This window comes from Novosphingobium sp. CECT 9465, from assembly GCF_920987055.1.
Lineage (GTDB): Bacteria > Pseudomonadota > Alphaproteobacteria > Sphingomonadales > Sphingomonadaceae > Novosphingobium.
Genome location: NZ_CAKLBX010000001.1, coordinates 1025635 through 1041214, shown reverse-complemented (window position 1 = coordinate 1041214; position 15580 = coordinate 1025635). Strand labels below are relative to the sequence as shown.

Genomic DNA, 15580 nt, shown 5'->3' with positions numbered 1-15580 from the left:
GCCTGGCACGCACTGCGAAAGTGGCCTCTTTCTAAATCATCGATGAGAACAAGTAAAGAACATAAATACGCAGGCGCTGTCGGATTTTTCGCCAGCTGCAATCGAAGTGATTTGCAAAATTCGACTTTAAATCAATATGATTTGACTACGTCAAAGCCTCAAAGAAGCGCCAACGGCTCAGCAAATCCGGGCTTTTGTCCAATGCGAGAAGTCGCGTAGGGTGTGCTCAACCGTCCCCAACTGCGAGGACAGGAACCGGCTATTGAGCCTGTAACGGATGATGCGGTTTGCAAACCCCTATCTCTGGGACGCTGGGTAGGTTTGCCGCCCCTCGGATCGCGATAGGCACAGACGAGATCGATGCCTATGATGGGGGCATTATTCAGGGCAGCAAGGAAGCGCGGCATGGGCCAGGTCACATTGAGTGCGACACCGAAGGGCAACGGCTTCCAGGCGACAGTCACTTACCCGAACGGGGTATCGATCAGTTCTTCCGAGGCTTTCCCGACGCAGGCAGAGGCAATCGAGGCCGCGGCGTTGAAGGTCCTGGATATGCCAGAGCGGCTCACCGATCTCGACCGTCCCGATACGCCCGACTGACGCTTGCGACCCGCCTTCCCGTCCCGGCTGAGTGATGCCGAAACGGTCTGCGAGCAAAAAGAAAGGAGGAAGCCCTGACGGACTTCCTCCCAAACCGGCGGATCAGAATTCATCGCTGAGACGGCCCGGCACGGTGTCGATGACACGGTCCAGCATGGCCTTGGGCAAGGCACCGTAATCTCCTTCATCGACCGCGATGTATCCTGCCTCGTCATCGGTCAGGACGTACTGTGTGAAGTAGCTGTGAAAGGACCGGGCATGGGCCTGATCCAGGGCTGCAACGAAGGCTGCCTGATCGGCGGCGGGACCAGCAGCGGCAATGTTCAGTGAAGCGTACATGATCTTTCCTCCTGATGTTTGATGCGTCGCATCAGGAGCTGCGAAGGATGTGGGTGACGGGCTGGGTCAGGGACCGCGATAGCGGCCGCGAAGCGGCGATGGGGGCAACGATTTTTGCCGGGCTTGCCCGGTAAAAATGGTGGGGCCCCGTCGTCCTTGACGCAGCCCCAAAGCCCGCATCAGACTTGGTCTTTCTGCGAGAGAGACCTCTCCAACGCCTGCGCAGAAGCGAGACGCCTGCCCCACAAACCATTTTCCTACATGCCCCCGCAGTGCCAAGATCGGGAGCGGAGGGGACCAACGGCCTGCAAGAAGGAAGCACTATGGCCAGGTCCAAACCTACTGCACGCGATGCGCTGAGGAAGCTGCGTGAACAGCGTGCTCAACTCGAGAACGAGGAGGCTCGTCTCCGCGAAGAGGCAGCGACCGAACTCGGAAAGCTGCTGATCGAGTGCGGCGCCGAGACGATCGAACCAGCGCAACTGCGTCAGATCGTGCGAGGAGCAATGGCACTCGGAATCGAGGAAACGCTGAAGCGGATTGCTCCCGCGTAAAGCCCACCCCGCGGCGGCAAGGGGTTCGATGCCCCGCGCCGCCGCATCGCCGGCGTACAAAGGAAAAGGCCCCGATGGCGTCTGCCACCGGGGCCTTGTCGCAGGGTGAGGACATTCAGTCCTCGTCGATGTCGGGGGCTCCCTCGTTGCTGCCCGAACGGCCCTTGGTGAGGAAGTCGACCTTGTCGGCGATGATCTCGCAGCCGTAGCGCTTGGTGCCGCTCTGATCTTCCCACTGGGTGTAGTGGATGCGCCCTTCGACCGTCACGAGCTGGCCCTTGGTGCAGTACTTGGCGACGTTCTGGCCCAGGCCGTTGAAGCAGGTGATCCGGTGGAATTCGCTGTCCTTGGCGGTGTAGCCGTTTTCGTCCTTGTAGGTCTTGCCATCCTTGCGGGCGGGACGGTCGGTCACGACCGAGATCGAGGTGATGCTGGTTCCACCCTGGGTGGTGCGGGTCTCGGGGTCGCGAGCGATGCGGCCAACGAGGATAACGAGATTGGTCATGGGCTTTCTCCTGATCGAGCATTCCGGGTCCATCCCGGCTGCAAACCCGAGCAGAAGCACCCCGCGGCGAAGCGCACCGAAGGGGAACCCGGAACTGGTTCGGGTGGTGCGGGCAGCCGGGCACAGCCCGGCAACTCGGCCGGACCTGATCCGGGTTGCGCGTCTCGACGGGGGGTGATTCAGGGACAGGTTTGCATCGAAGCCGGGTGGAGCTGGATGCCTTGAACAGGTTTGCCCTGCCTCGTTTCCCTCCGGTCTTGGCCGGATCATTCCCTCCCCACCTTCCACCGGAGAACCCCTTCCTAGATCATCGTACTGACCGCTCCTCCAACCGGTGGCTCATTCCTGGACGAAACTGCTTCGCCGGGGAGAGGCATATCGATCGTCACCCCTTCAGCGCCGTCCAGAGGGTTGCCTCGAAGCATCCAGGCTTGCGGCGTGATCAAGCGCGCCCAGTCCGCAAAGGAGGGGATAGAGCCTTGGGGCTAGCGTACGTGCTGTTCGCCGACCAGACGCACCGGAACGACCCGGCCATCGGCATTGACGAGGGTCTCGCCGAAGAGTGTTTCGAGCATGAATATCCCCTCGGCATGGTGCCGCAGCGCGCGATGACGGGGGGCTGCGAGAATAGCCTTCGACTGGTCGAACCACTGGTGCAGCGGGAGATAGTCATCGACCGTGCCGCCCCATTTTCGGACCGACGAGAGGGCGTGGTAGTAGCAATGTGCCATGCCAGGTCTCCTAGAGCTCGGTCCTGTGATCATCGGTCGCGGTGAAGCGCAGACTGCAGTCGAGCACGAAGGTCGCTTCAGCCACATCGATCACCAGTTCGCCGCAGGCACCGTCGTTGATCTCCCAGCCAGGATGGTGACGTTCGAGCGCCAGATAGGTCAGCTGCTCGAGAGCTTGGCCGAGTGAGTGCAGCTCCGCGGAACCGTCACCATCCGAGTTGCCTGCTTCGTCTTCCAGAATGGTGACATCGGGGCACGCGATCGCGGCACCAGCGGCATCGAGGCACGCGCATTCCTCAACAGCACCGCTGTCGCCGCAGCCGTCAAAGCGGATCTCGACGCGGGCGATTCCGGCTTCCTGCAAGCGCGGGAGAATGACGGTCTTGAGCTGCTGAATCTCTGCGACCACCTGGGCCTGCCGCTGGGCCTGAAGAACGGCAAAGTCGGCCATCACGGCCTCGATATCGATCATGGAATACCTCCTGTAGAAAGGAGCCAACGACCATTTGCTGGCTCCAACCGACAGGCGCACGCCTTTCCTCTGATGGGCGACGCCAGCGCCGATCCGGCGCTGGCGCGAAGACCGTCAGGGCCCTAGTCGGTCCTGGCCGAAGTGTTCTTCGGATTGGTACCGAGGGGCCCGCGGCGATCGACAACGGTGATCCGCCGAGCCTTGGCCTCGATCACCAGGCGTTCGAGTACGCCATTACCCGGGAACGCAATGACGTAGCGCGGATCGAGGGAAAGCATCCGCTCGTTGCGCTTGAAGCCGGCACGGGCGCCCAGGCGCATATCCAGCGAGAATGTCACCTGCGGGATGCCGCGACGTTCAGCCCAGCTCGAAGCCAGACGGTCGACGCCCTTGGTGTCGCCGCCATGGATCAAGACCATATCCGGCACGCGGTCGCGGACCTTGTCGAGCGTGGCCCAGACATTGTTGCCGAAGGTCAGCGCATCGTCTTCGGTAGCATGACGGGTGCGCCCTCCGGCGAACACGACCGGGGTTCCTTCGGGCACGGCCGCACGGCGTTTGGCCTCGGCGCGGGCGCGCAGGAAGTCGCGACCTTCGACGAGCGCCGAGGTCAGCATTGCACTGTGATTGAAGCGAGAACTGGAGACTGGCTTCCAGGAGGAACCGAACTCGTTGAGGTATAGGCCTGCTGCGACTTCGCGCATCTCTTCGAGTGCCAGCATCGCGCTTTCTGCGCATTGCGCCCGCTCAACCTGGGTCTCAAGGTCATGGGTGTGGACCTCGGATCCATCGGCCGTAGCAATCAGCGCGCGGACCTCGTCGGTCGCCCGGTCAAGGGCAGTCGATTTGCGTTCCGCCGAGCGGTGAAAGATGTTGACGAAGGCCCAGCCAAGATCCTCGGCGTCGGCTTCAAGAGCGGTCCCGGACACCATGGCGAAAAGATCGGACCAGACCGCTTCGAGGGTTTGGACGACCGCCTCCCGGACTGGGAAATCGCTTGTCGATAGGGGAGCAGGACCGACGGAGAAGCCGGCGAGATCGAGCCCGGCGAGTTGGTCGGCAAATGACGTGTGCATGGGATTTCCTCCTGACTGACGTGAGGCCGACGCACCCGTTCATGGCTGCGCCAGCGAGAGCCCGTCAGGGCCAGCAGTCAGGCAGGATTGCGCACCCGTCAGGGGAAACCCGGCTTGGCGGGCTGGCGCGGGCAGGCCTTGAGCCCGAAGGGGCAAGGCCAACACGGGCCCGCCCAAGCCGGGTTGCGCAAGACTGGCGGCTGGCCCAGGGCCTCTCTCGCTCGGGCAGTGCCATGACCGGCCGGTAAAGCTCAGTCAGGGATGGCAACCCAAAGCTCTGGGCGTTACCAACTCGCGGAGCTCAAGCTGCGCGCTTGGTGTAAACCCCCTCGCCGTTCGACATATGCCCGAGGCAATCATAGTCGCCGAACAAGGCATCGAAGCGGGATGCGATCTGGGACAGCCAGCGCTGTGCGCGGGGTGAACGGGCCGTGCGCCAATCGGCGTCCCAATAGGCCCCGTCATCGCGTTCGGCGATCCAGACGGCCACCAGCCCGCCGTAGACCGATACGCCGAAATCCGCATAGGCATTGCGTAATAGGATCCGGTCTTCCCTGCCGCGCCAGCCGTCATGCGGGATCAGCGAAGGGAAGGCTCGGACTGCGCGCTCGCGCAGGTCGTCGCGCAGCCATTCATACTCGAATTCCCAGTCGTCGTCGATTTCGACCTCGATCACCGTGAAGGCGACAATTGCGCCGCTGGGATAGCTGACCGATCGGCCCATGGTATCCTCCCTCAGGCCGCAAGCGCAGCGTCGTCTGACGCGTCGTCGAACTGCTCTGGAGTGACCCTCCCGCCGAGCTTCAGCAGCAGGCTCGCAGCTTCTTCGGCCTTGGCCGCAGCGGTCAGGATGGCGCGGTCATCGTGCTTCAAGAGCTTGAGCCAATGCTCGATATAGCTGGCGTGGCTGTCGAGATGCGTGACCGGCAGCCCCAGCTCGGCGCCCAGCATGGCGCCGGAGAGTTCGGCGACGAGTTCTTCGGCGGCATAGGCCGCTGTGCCGAAGCGGTTCTTGAGATCACGTCCCAGACGGCTCGCATGGCCGGTCCAGTGCGACAACTCGTGGTGCAAGCGTGGCGTAGTAGTGATCGAACCCAGAGAATAGGCTGACCGGCGGCATTGTGACGCGATCCGCAGTCGGTTCGTAATAGGCTTCGCAGCCTTGGTGGCGCAGGTTGACGGGGATGGCAGCGAAGAAGGCGTCGAGCTCGGCCTCGCGCCCTTCGGGCTCGACAAGCTCCAATGTCGTGACCGGATGAAAGCGCTCGGGCAGACCTTCGACCTGATCGGCATTGAAGACTGAATAGGCCTTCAGCACCCGTCGGGCTTCGTCGGTCTTTTCGCCCGTATCGGGGGCTTCCACCTCTTTGGTGTAGCTCTTGTAGAAGATCGCGATGGTCGACTTCTGACCCTGGCGGACTTGGGCTCCGAGCGATTTTGCCTGGTTGTAGGTCATCCAGAACGGCGAGGCGTAGCCGCACATGTCGGCGACCATCCATAACCAGAACACGTTCATGCCCCGGTACGGAATTCCGCAGGCCCGCAGGGGCCGCGAAACGGGCACGCCGCGCCACGGCTTGATCCACGGCTTGGTGCCTGCTTCCAGACGGGCGATGATTTCCTGGGTGATGGGGGTGGCGGGCGACACGCCGCTGCCCTGCCGCTTGCGGTAGGCCATGATGGTTCTCCTGATTGAGGCATCTGGACAGTCGGCGACGGGTTCGCCGGTCAGTGCCACAGGTTCCCGAGCCCCCTCTGCTCTGCTTCCAAAAAGGAAGCGGCCCTCCGGCGTAAGCCGAAGGGCCGCTTCTCTAGGTGCGAGTGGCCTTGCCTGTCAGGAGGAGGTCAGGCGGCCAGCTCGCGGGGGGTATGAATTTCGCCGTCGACACCAGGCTCAGCGTCAGCTGCTTCGATGTCGGCTTCACCAACCTCCGGTGCAGCGGAGGCGAAGCGCATGACCTCAGGCACCCAGGCTAGAGCCTTTTCACGGACCTCGACTTCGGTGATGTAGGTGCCAGAGAAGACGCGCTCCGCGCTCATCGCGAGGTCCCCCTTCTTGACCGAGGCAAAGCGCGAGGAGAGCTCGAGACCGCCAACGTCGGTCAACGCGTCGAGGATCACCTGCTTTGACACCCGGTCGAAATAGTTGGCCGCAGTCGGTCGCCACCACTGCGCCATGTCGATGCCGATCAGGCTACCGAGGTGATCCTGGAATCGCAGCTGACGCTCGCCCGCCATGTTGAGGCTTGCCTCGAGCGACCGGGCTACGACATAGCCCAGCCAGGCAGCCCGGCTCTCATCGGGCAGCGCCCGAAACAGATCGAAGCGGGACGTTGCATCAGGCCCGGCGCGCCAGCTTTCGTCGAGACCAGACCTGAGCTCGGCAAGCGCGCTGCTCGCCGGCGCATCCTTGGCTTCGAAGCCGATGATCGGGCCTGCAGGAACGGGGGCGCGCAGCGTGGACGAAGAGCGCGCCCGCCAGTCGTGGGTATCGGCATCGGCGAGGGTGAAGACCATGATGTCGAGCGCCAGCCCGGGATCGGATGCAACATGAAGTGCCAGAACATCGCGGCGCTGCATCGCGAGTTCGTCGACCAGACGTTTCGACAAGGTGGTCCGGCGCCTGTCCGAACCTTCTTCGCCTGCAACGACTTCGATCCCGTCGTCGGCTTCGGTGGGTTCAGCCTGACGCTCGCCGTAGAACACCGGCTGGAGAACCGGCGTGCCATCGCGGGAGAGCACCAGCACCATTCCTGCCCCGGCCTTAAGCTCCGGCGCGATAACCGGCGGTCGGGCACGGATTTCCTGGCATTCGCGTTCGATGGCCGCGATGGCCGCTTCAGCTGCTGCCACGGCCCCTTCGGCACTATCCTCATCCTCGAGGATCGCCGCATGTTCGTCATAGGAGGCATCGAGCTCGTCGAGCCTTGTCACTTCCGCCTCGGTGAGCGGCGCCGGCTCGGCGGGAAGCCTGACCAGCCCTTCGACCAGGTCGTGGCTGGCATAGGGATCGAGCGTCGGCTTGACCCAGGCGAGGCCCTGCTCGGCGGCGAGCGCTTTGGCCTGCTCCTCCATCTTCGCTGCGGCGAGGCTCTCGATCAACGCGACGTCGATCCAGGATTCGCTGTCGTCGTCGTCGAACAGTTCGCGCTCGATCCGACCGCCGGCGGCAATGTAGGCATCGCGGCCGACAAGGCGCGCTCGCGGATCGCTGCCCCGGACTGTGCCGGAGAGGACCATACGCCGGATGCTGTCCGGGTTGGGCGCATAGTAGGCAGAGGAGACCTGCTCGAAGACACGGGCCTGGATATCCTGGTCGGAAGTCGCGCCGAAGGCTTTGGCAATGTCGAGTGTGATCTCCCCGGACGCGAGCGCCTCGAACACGACGGGCGCAAGCGTCGCAAGACGCAGACGGCCCTCGACAAAGCGGACAGTCAGACCGAAGCGGCGTGCAACATCTTCGACAGTCGCCCCCCCAGATACGAGCGCGGCGAAGGCCTGGGCTTCGTCAGCGGGGTTCATGGCGAGGCGGTGGAAGTTCTCCGCGAGGCTGGTCTCGACCGCGGCGTCGGCACTGTCATCGAGCACGAGGCACGTGACTTCGTGATCGCGGGCGAGCAGCTTTTCGTCCGCGAGCGCCAGCATCGCGCGGCGGCGGCGCTCGCCAGCTTCGACCTCGAATTTGCCCTTGGGTGCAGGTCTGACGATGAGATTCTGCAGCAGGCCGCGGGCTGCGATGCTGGCCTTCAGTTCAGCATCTGCTGCCGGATCACTGTGGCGGCGGACATTGCGGGGGGACTGAACGAGTTTGTTCAGCGGGATCGACTTGATCATGGGACACACTCCTGATTGTGAGCCCGGTGCATCGACTATCGACGCCCAAACGGCTCAATCAGGACCAAGCCCCCTCCCCTCTGATGCATTCGTAACAGATCTGCTTTTATGCGCTGGGCAATAACGGACGACTATTGCGGACGATCCGGAACGGCAGGTCTGGGGCATGATTCTCGGATAGCGGCCTTTCCGTACGATAAATCGCCGCGTCGGCTTCGCTCCCATGTCGGCCATTCAACTGGTCCGCCGAAGTCACGGCAAAGTGGACATTCACCGCAGGATCGGCCGCTGGCTCGGTTTGGTCGAGCGGAAGATTTTATGGCTCTGGAGCGCTGCCGCCTGATTAGACGAGTCGGATCGGAAGATCTGCCGGACCTTCTCTGCGGTTAGCTCTCTGTTGCGTTCAGAGTGCGAACGCTTGACAAACGAAGCGCTATCTGTTCTTGTTATGTTCTATTCGAGAACTGAGGAGGTTCTGCTGAACGGCACTATCCGGCGTTTGCGTTCCGGGCAGAACAGGATATGAGCCTGTTATGCGATTGGGGAAGCGTCATTGGAAGGACTGTTGCGATGGAGATTCCCGCGCCCGGCCTTGCGGTGACTTCGCCATCCGATGAAAGATCTTCGGCCTGAAAAGGCCTTCATTTTTCGTATCGTTCATCGTGACAATATTGACTGGATATTGCAGCACGGCGTTCATTGTCGAAGCGCGAACCAGATAAATCCGAACTATGTCGACATCGGGAATCCGGACCTGATCGACAAGCGCAATACGAGGGCAGTGCCGGCGGCGCCGCATGGAACCTTGAGCGACTATGTACCCTTTTATTTCACGCCTCGCTCGCCAATGCTGTATAACATTAAGACGGGCTACAATGTTCCCCGCCGCCCTAATGAAGAGATAGTGATTCTTGTCTCCAGTCTCTTCGATATTGCGGATCAGAGGATCAACTTTCTTTTTACGGATAGCCATGCCTATCTTCAAACGGCGCAATTCTATGATGATTTAGACAGGCTTGACGAGGTGGATTGGGCTATATTGCAAGCTAGTGATTTCAAGCGCGACAATAATGATTTGGGTAAGTTCGAGCGCTATCAGGCCGAGGCCTTGATCCACGAACATGTCCCTCTCGCCGCTCTTCGCGGTATCGCGTGCTGTAACGAAGCCGAGGCGCAGAAGCTGCGCAGGCGTATCGCTGCGGCGGGCATTGAGTTAAAGGTAGCTGCTAAACCGAGTTGGTATTTCTGATGATCAAATTTACGCAAGGCGATCTTCTCAAGGCTGACGCAGAGGCTCTGGTGAATACCGTCAACACGGTTGGCGTTATGGGCAAGGGCATTGCGCTCATGTTCAAGGAGCAGTTCCCAACCAACCTGAAGGCCTATGAAGCCGCGTGTAAGGCAGGCGAGGTCGAGGTCGGACATATGTTCGTGACCGAACGGCTCGATCTAATGGGGCCGCGCTGGATCATCAACTTTCCGACCAAGAAGCATTGGCGGCATCCTTCGAAGATGGAGTGGATCGAGGACGGTCTTGACGACCTGAAGCGCGTGATCGCGGAGAAAAAGATCCGCTCGATCGCGCTTCCTCCGCTTGGCAGCGGCAATGGCGGGCTCGAATGGACGGTTGTTCGTGAACTCATCGCGCGCAAGCTTGGCGATCTCGCCGAAGTCGAGGTGATTATTTATGAGCCGACCGCCCAGTATCAGAATGTCGCGAAGCGCAGCGGCATTGAGAAACTGACGCCAGCCCGCGCGATGGTGGCGGAACTCGTGCGGCGTTACGCTGTGCTTGGATTCGAATGCACTCAGCTGGAAATCCAGAAGCTCGCCTATTTCGCAGAGCGCAGTCTCCAGCATCTAGGTATCCAAAACGATCTCGATCTCCGCTTCGAGGCCAATAGATTCGGCCCCTATGCCGGTCGGCTGCGTCACCTTCTCGAGGCGCTCGACGGGAGCTATCTCCATAGTGACAAGCGGATCGCCGACGCGACCCCTCTCGATACCGTCTGGTTCGACAAGGCGAAGCGCGACCAGGTCGCGGCGTTCCTGGGATCGGAAGGCAAGGCCTATTTACCAGCGCTCAACTTGACCGACGAGCTGATAGATGGGTTCGAATCCCCGCTCGGCATGGAATTGCTGTCTACTGTCGACTGGCTGGTCGAAAACGGAGCCGAGCCGACGGTCACCGGCATCCGGCGAGGCATTCGTGCGTGGCCGACGGGCGAAGAGGCAGCAACGCGCAAGGATGAGTTGTTTAACGACCGTCTGATCGGCATAGCGCTCGAACGGTTGGCGGCTTGGTCCGGTAGCCGGGTAACGGCCGCACGCATCTGACGGAGACTATGGTGGCAGAAACGCAGATCGAATGGACCGACGCGACCTGGAACCCGGTCGCGGGCTGTTCGATCATGTCGGCCGGCTGTACAAATTGCTACGCGATGGAAATGGCGCGCCGCCTTGAGACGATGCGCGTCGACAAATATAGCGGGCTGACGCGGCAGAGCGGGAACCGCACGGTCTGGACCGGGCTTGTCCGTGAGGATCGCGACGCGCTCGCCATCCCGACGAAGTGGCGCAAGCCCCGGAAAATCTTCGTCAACTCGATGAGCGATCTCTTTCACGACGCTGTCTCTGACGATTTCATTCTCGAAGTGTGGCATGTGATGCGCGAGACGCCGCATCACCATTACCAGATCCTGACGAAGCGTCCCGAGCGCATGGCCTCGATCCTCAATGAAATCATCGGCGAGGTCTTGCCCAATGTCTGGCTCGGGACCAGCGTCGAAGACAAGGCGGTAGCGCATAGGGTAGAGATTCTGCGGAAGGTGCCCGCTGCCGTTCGCTTCATTTCGTTCGAGCCGTTGATTGGCTCGGTCGGGTCAATCGACCTTTACGGCATTCATTGGGCGATCGTCGGCGGCGAAAGCGGCCGTTCAGCGCGGCCGATCAAGGAAGAGTGGATCGACGAGATTCACGCTCAATGCATTCGCTACCGCACCAAATTCTTCTTCAAACAGTGGGGAACCTGGGGCGAAGACAATAAGAAGCGGTCGAAGAAGGCCAATGGCCGCATGTATCGCGGCAAGGCTTGGGACGACATGCCCGAGGCTTCTTTGGCACTCTAGGCGCAAGAGTGCTAACCGTATCTTCTGGCCAGGTCGGCATTGTGTTATGGCAGGACTCGCAGTCCGTTGTTCCCTATGGAGCAAATGCTGAATCCTGAGCCGCTGTGCTGCGGCCGAACAAGGATCGAGCGGTTATGGCGAAGAAACATTATGGATGGGAATTGGGCAAAGAGCTTCCGAAACTGGGAGCACATAGTCTCGCTAAGCATCAGGTATTTGAGAAATACACCGAGCGTTACATAGAGATCCTCTCGCCCACCCCTGCCAAGACCGAACTCAATTTGTCGATTGTCGACGGTTTCTGCGGCGGAGGTGCTTATGATCTGAACGGCGAGACCGTTCCGGGCTCGCCGATGTTGCTGTTGGGGGCGGTCCAGCGCGCGGAGGCTCGGCTTGCCGCTGTTCGCAAAAACGGCTTCGATGTCCGCGCCGACTACTTTTTCATCGACCGCAAGAAGCCGCACATCGACTTCCTGCAGGATTGCATCCTGCAGTCGGAGCATGCGCCGGAACTCGGCCGATCTATCCATCTATGCAACGACAGGTTCGAGAACCAGGCTCTCCCGATCATCAACGCGATCAAGGCGAAGGGTTCGAGCCACCGCTCGCTGTTCTTTCTGGATCAATATGGCTGGAGCGACGTGACCTTCGCCACGGTCCGCAACATTTTCCAGCAGCTGAAGAACCCTGAGGTCATCATCACCTTCTCGGTCGACAGCCTCATCGACTATTTGACCGACCAGACCGCCATGATGAGGAGCGGACAGGCGATCGAACTCGATCCCTCGCTGGGTGAGGCACTAGCGGCGATGAAGACCGAAGACGGTCAACGGTCGGTGATCCAAGGGTTTCTTTATCGTCACATCCTGAACAATACCGGCGCCCGATTTTACACGCCCTTTTTCATCCGGTCGCCCGACAGCCACCGTTCCTACTGGCTGCTACATCTGTCCCAACATGCGCGGGCTCGCGACGCGATGGCGCAGTTGCACTGGGAGCTGCAAAACACCTTTGTCCATCCCGGCAAGGCAGGCTTCAATGCGCTCGGTTTCGATCCGTCGATCGACATGAACCAGCCGCGTCTCGAGTTCGATTTTGGTTCAAACGCGCGCCAAGATTCGCTGAATACCGCGATTGAGCAACTCCCGGGCCTCTTTTATGACGACGCCGTTCGCCTGGGCGAACCGGTCACGATCGCGAAGCTGTTCGCGGCCCGTTGCAACGAGACTCCCTTGACGCTTGATCTTGTTGCGGAAGCAGTGCGCAGGCTGCGCGACGATCATATGGAGCTCGATGTCTTCACGAAGGACGGCACGCCCCGCCTCAGGGCGATGAAGCTCTCGCCCAAGGATATCGTGCGCGTTCCCATGCAGAAGTCCTTCCTTCACGCGGCAGCGACGACGCGGCGCCAGACGTGATGAGCCGCTGCGATGCCCGGTAAAGGCCATCTCGGTGAAGCGCTTCTGGGCCTTCTGACCAAAAGCCTGGGAACAGGCTTCCCTCGCGGCGTACGCGGCAAAACGCTTCTGACCGCCGCTGATTTCAGCGGCACCCACTCGGGTTCGCTCTTTACAAGCTACGCATTCCTGACGATCGATTTCGATCGGAACGGCAACTGGTTTTCGGCACAACAGTCGTTCCGTCGGCAAGAGCTTCGCAATCGAAGAATGTCGTACAAGGCGCTCAACGACAGCGCCCGGCGCCGCGCGCTGTCAACCTTCCTGTCGATGTCGGACCAACTCGTCGGCGCGTTGACCATTGTTGTCGTGCCGCGTGATTTCGGGCCGCTGGTGTGCAAGGCAGAAGGCACGTCGGATGCAGTTCTTGATCTCTGGAAGCCCGGCGTTCGTGAGCATCTCCTGCGCGTATCCCATCTTGGCGGCATGGTCACTGCACATTTTTCAAGTCCCGGGCAGGATGTCTTTTTCATTACCGATCAGGACGAGATCGCGTCGAACGCCGCGCAGCTTTCGCGATTGACCGAAATCATGAGCCGGATGATCGGCCATTCGTCACCGCATGGTTTCGGCCACTTGCGTGTGGGGACGACGAAGGACGATGACGGCTCCCTCATGCTTGAGGATCTCGCAGCGATCGCTGACCTTTCGGCAGGTGCGGTCTGCGACATCATGGGCTCGATGGCGGCGGATGACGTTACGCCCCGGCATCGCATCATCACGCCGCTGCCAGAAAAGGTTGCGGCGAAGTCCAGATTGATAGGCAGGTGGCTTAGCAAGCGCGAGAACAGTTTGCGTCGCGCGATCATTTTACTGAGGTCGGGCCCGGACGACGGCGGAGATTTAGTCCTGTCGGTTGCACTCCATAGCGGGCGGGAGAACATCATTATGCTTGGCGAGCAGCCGGTGCCATAACTCGGAAACGCTGTGCGGCGATGTCAGCTTTTGCCGAACTTCAACTGGGAACCGACAGTCTCCAAATGGCCCGGCGGCGTTGTAATTGGCCGAGTGAATGAACGGCAGGTTTCAAGTCCAAGCAAGGCATCGTTGAATGTCGCCTTTTGCGGCGGTTCTTGCCATTTCGGCAGCAAGGCCGGCAGCTTCGGTGGACGCGCTGAGCGCCAACCCCTATCCTGCGCCGTGATGTTCCACCTCCATTGCACCAAGAAACTGCTTGATCGGATCAAACCGGAAATCTGTGCGCCTGGGCCGAGCGACACTGCGCTGGGCGGCTGGTATGCCACGGCAATGTTTTGGAAGCCGCAAGTGGCGTTGCTGGTTTCCGAACGAACTCTGCTTCCTGTGCTCATGCCGCTGGCTCCAGCGGCCACGCTTGCTCGACGCTTTCCGGCGCAGCTGGCGCTCGTCTTGAAAGAGCACGGTGCCCCAAGCGAATTCATCGCTCAGGAAGTCTGGCGGATGGGCAAGGTCCAATATTCAAAGACCGCGAACCGGAGCGTCGTGGGCATCCTCAATGAGTTCGTTAAGCAGGCCGAATTCTGGCTGGCCGCCTATGCCTATGAAAAGGGTGATGATGACGACCTCCTGGCGATTTCGGCCAAGCTAGCGGAGACGCCATGTAGCCCGCTGTACAACGGCCCGGTTTCGCCGGACAAAGCCCTTCATCAACTCGTGAAAGCTGGTGCGCAGACATAAGTCTGCTGGCTGGTAACTGTGCCCGCAGATCCTACAGCACTCGGCCGGAAGCCCAAATCTTGCCGTCAGACAGGATCGGGCGGTAAATCGACGATACGGAAAACAGCCCCTGATCCTGCATCACGGACAAGGTCAACGTGCTCCCCATCCCAATGATAGTCGAGGTGCCGTCCCTGAAGGGGGTTTGACGCGCAGTCAGGGTAGAAGAGCGCGACGCATTCTCCATCTGGATGCCGGATGCTCGGGTAGACAATTCCGTCCGACCTCGCGCCCCTGAGCTGCCGCGCGAGCGCTTGAGATGCGGCATAGGCGTCGGAATCGAGCGCCTGAATCGGCTCGCCTGCCAGAGGACGAAGATCATGCAGTTCTGCATTGACGGACATGACGATTTCCCGGAACTGCGAAGTCCAGCCAGGTGCTTGCCTAGTCCGTGCCATGAAGCGGGCATGGTGGTGGATCGTCTCGAACAGCGCGGTCTCGAACCGGTCCCCAACATAGAGCACGCCGTAGCTGCCATCGGTAAACCGGCTTGGCCGGTCGGTGCTGACATGGGTGAATGGCGCCATAAGGTAGGAGGCCCCGTTGCCGCCGACGCGGCGATCGACAGGAACGAGGTCGAGATTGCCAATCGTCGCTATAATGCGGGGATTGGTCTTCTGCTCTGCCGAGATCAGTAGCGGCCAGTCGGCGGGATCAGCGATGTCTTCGAACAGGTCGATCGGCGGAAAGGCACTTCGGATGATCCTGACAGCGCCCTTCCACTCAACTCGAGAAACTGGGATATCTGCCGCTTCACTCACCAGCCACCGCGCTCGGCGTCAAGATAGCGACGCACCCGCATGATGTCGGTGAGTTCGCCTCCAAGCATCACGTCAAGAGCACTGCCTCCACCGAACACGTCGTTGTTCGCCCTGATCCATCCATAACCACGGGCCGCTTCCGAGAAGATGATCCGGAGCGCCTTGTGGATGCCCATGAGGTTAGAGAGACGAGTACGCCCATCACGCGAAACGCGCCCGGGACCTTCCGCCTTCCATCGGCGATAGGTGCGAACCGGCATGTCGAGCAGCGTTGCCGCCTGCTCGTCGGTCAGTTCCCATTTGCCGAAAAGATTGAGGGCGGCCCGGAACATGGCAGCCGCCTCGTCCTGGGTAATCGGATCGGGACGGAAAGCGGTAAGGGCAGTATCAACGGGTTGCAGGGCCAGCATGGCATTTCTCCATATGGC

General features: G+C 60.8%; 16 protein-coding genes and 2 pseudogenes. 8 read left to right on the top strand and 10 right to left on the bottom strand.

The features are described from left to right. Positions 1–405: 405 nt before the first annotated feature. On the top strand, positions 406–600 hold the full coding sequence (locus tag LUA85_RS05105) for a hypothetical protein (RefSeq protein ID WP_064566923.1): 195 nt from the start codon (positions 406–408) through the stop codon (positions 598–600). Between the two features lie 102 nt (positions 601–702). On the opposite strand, the gene LUA85_RS05100 is transcribed toward LUA85_RS05105, so the two are convergent. Beyond that, positions 703–939: a hypothetical protein gene (locus tag LUA85_RS05100; protein ID WP_007688359.1), complete on the bottom strand. Its 237-nt coding sequence runs from the start codon at positions 937–939 to the stop codon at positions 703–705. A gap of 323 nt (positions 940–1262) precedes the next feature. Between LUA85_RS05100 and LUA85_RS05095 the strand changes: the two genes are divergently transcribed. Then, a complete protein-coding gene (locus LUA85_RS05095; protein WP_231467505.1) occupies positions 1263–1493 on the top strand; it encodes a DUF6437 family protein in 231 nt (76 codons plus the stop codon). Between the two features lie 115 nt (positions 1494–1608). On the opposite strand, the gene LUA85_RS05090 is transcribed toward LUA85_RS05095, so the two are convergent. From LUA85_RS05090 to LUA85_RS05060, 7 genes and pseudogenes are all read right to left on the bottom strand, one after another. Further along, positions 1609–1998 (bottom strand): single-stranded DNA-binding protein, encoded by a 390-nt coding sequence (locus LUA85_RS05090; RefSeq protein ID WP_007688363.1) that lies wholly within the window; start codon positions 1996–1998, stop codon positions 1609–1611. A 302-nt stretch (positions 1999–2300) separates the two neighbouring features. Next, positions 2301–2729: pseudogene (locus LUA85_RS05085) on the bottom strand (hypothetical protein). Positions 2730–2739: 10 nt separating this feature from the next. After that, positions 2740–3201 (bottom strand): DUF6878 family protein, encoded by a 462-nt coding sequence (locus LUA85_RS05080; protein WP_046766053.1) that lies wholly within the window; start codon positions 3199–3201, stop codon positions 2740–2742. A 122-nt stretch (positions 3202–3323) separates the two neighbouring features. Then, a complete protein-coding gene (locus tag LUA85_RS05075; RefSeq protein WP_046766054.1) occupies positions 3324–4277 on the bottom strand; it encodes a DUF2493 domain-containing protein in 954 nt (317 codons plus the stop codon). Positions 4278–4578: 301 nt separating this feature from the next. Beyond that, positions 4579–5001, bottom strand: a complete 423-nt coding sequence (locus LUA85_RS05070; protein ID WP_231467503.1) for a hypothetical protein — start codon at positions 4999–5001, stop codon at positions 4579–4581. 11 nt (positions 5002–5012) lie between these two features. Next, positions 5013–5955: pseudogene (locus tag LUA85_RS05065) on the bottom strand (ArdC family protein). 167 nt (positions 5956–6122) lie between these two features. Further along, entirely contained in the window at positions 6123–8111 is a 1989-nt protein-coding gene (locus tag LUA85_RS05060; protein ID WP_231467501.1) for a ParB/RepB/Spo0J family partition protein, read from the bottom strand. Positions 8112–8724: 613 nt separating this feature from the next. Between LUA85_RS05060 and LUA85_RS05055 the strand changes: the two genes are divergently transcribed. From LUA85_RS05055 to LUA85_RS05030, 6 genes are all read left to right on the top strand, one after another. Beyond that, positions 8725–9360, top strand: a complete 636-nt coding sequence (locus tag LUA85_RS05055; RefSeq protein WP_231467499.1) for a DUF4433 domain-containing protein — start codon at positions 8725–8727, stop codon at positions 9358–9360. Further along, positions 9360–10448, top strand: a complete 1089-nt coding sequence (locus LUA85_RS05050) for a macro domain-containing protein (protein ID WP_231467497.1) — start codon at positions 9360–9362, stop codon at positions 10446–10448. Before LUA85_RS05055 ends, LUA85_RS05050 begins: the two co-directional genes overlap by 1 nt. A gap of 8 nt (positions 10449–10456) precedes the next feature. Continuing rightward, positions 10457–11239: a DUF5131 family protein gene (locus LUA85_RS05045; protein ID WP_231467495.1), complete on the top strand. Its 783-nt coding sequence runs from the start codon at positions 10457–10459 to the stop codon at positions 11237–11239. Between the two features lie 134 nt (positions 11240–11373). Then, on the top strand, positions 11374–12657 hold the full coding sequence (locus LUA85_RS05040) for a three-Cys-motif partner protein TcmP (RefSeq protein ID WP_231467492.1): 1284 nt from the start codon (positions 11374–11376) through the stop codon (positions 12655–12657). A 12-nt stretch (positions 12658–12669) separates the two neighbouring features. Further along, positions 12670–13611 carry a hypothetical protein gene (locus LUA85_RS05035; RefSeq protein WP_231467490.1) on the top strand — a complete coding sequence of 314 codons (942 nt, stop codon included), beginning with the start codon at positions 12670–12672 and terminating at the stop codon, positions 13609–13611. A gap of 93 nt (positions 13612–13704) precedes the next feature. Beyond that, on the top strand, positions 13705–14352 hold the full coding sequence (locus tag LUA85_RS05030) for a hypothetical protein (protein ID WP_231467488.1): 648 nt from the start codon (positions 13705–13707) through the stop codon (positions 14350–14352). Between the two features lie 65 nt (positions 14353–14417). On the opposite strand, the gene LUA85_RS05025 is transcribed toward LUA85_RS05030, so the two are convergent. Beyond that, the gene (locus LUA85_RS05025; protein ID WP_231467486.1) at positions 14418–15152 is read right to left on the bottom strand and encodes an RES family NAD+ phosphorylase; all 735 of its coding nucleotides are present in this window, start codon (positions 15150–15152) and stop codon (positions 14418–14420) included. Beyond that, the gene (locus tag LUA85_RS05020; RefSeq protein ID WP_231467484.1) at positions 15149–15562 is read right to left on the bottom strand and encodes an MbcA/ParS/Xre antitoxin family protein; all 414 of its coding nucleotides are present in this window, start codon (positions 15560–15562) and stop codon (positions 15149–15151) included. Before LUA85_RS05020 ends, LUA85_RS05025 begins: the two co-directional genes overlap by 4 nt. Positions 15563–15580 lie beyond the last annotated feature (18 nt).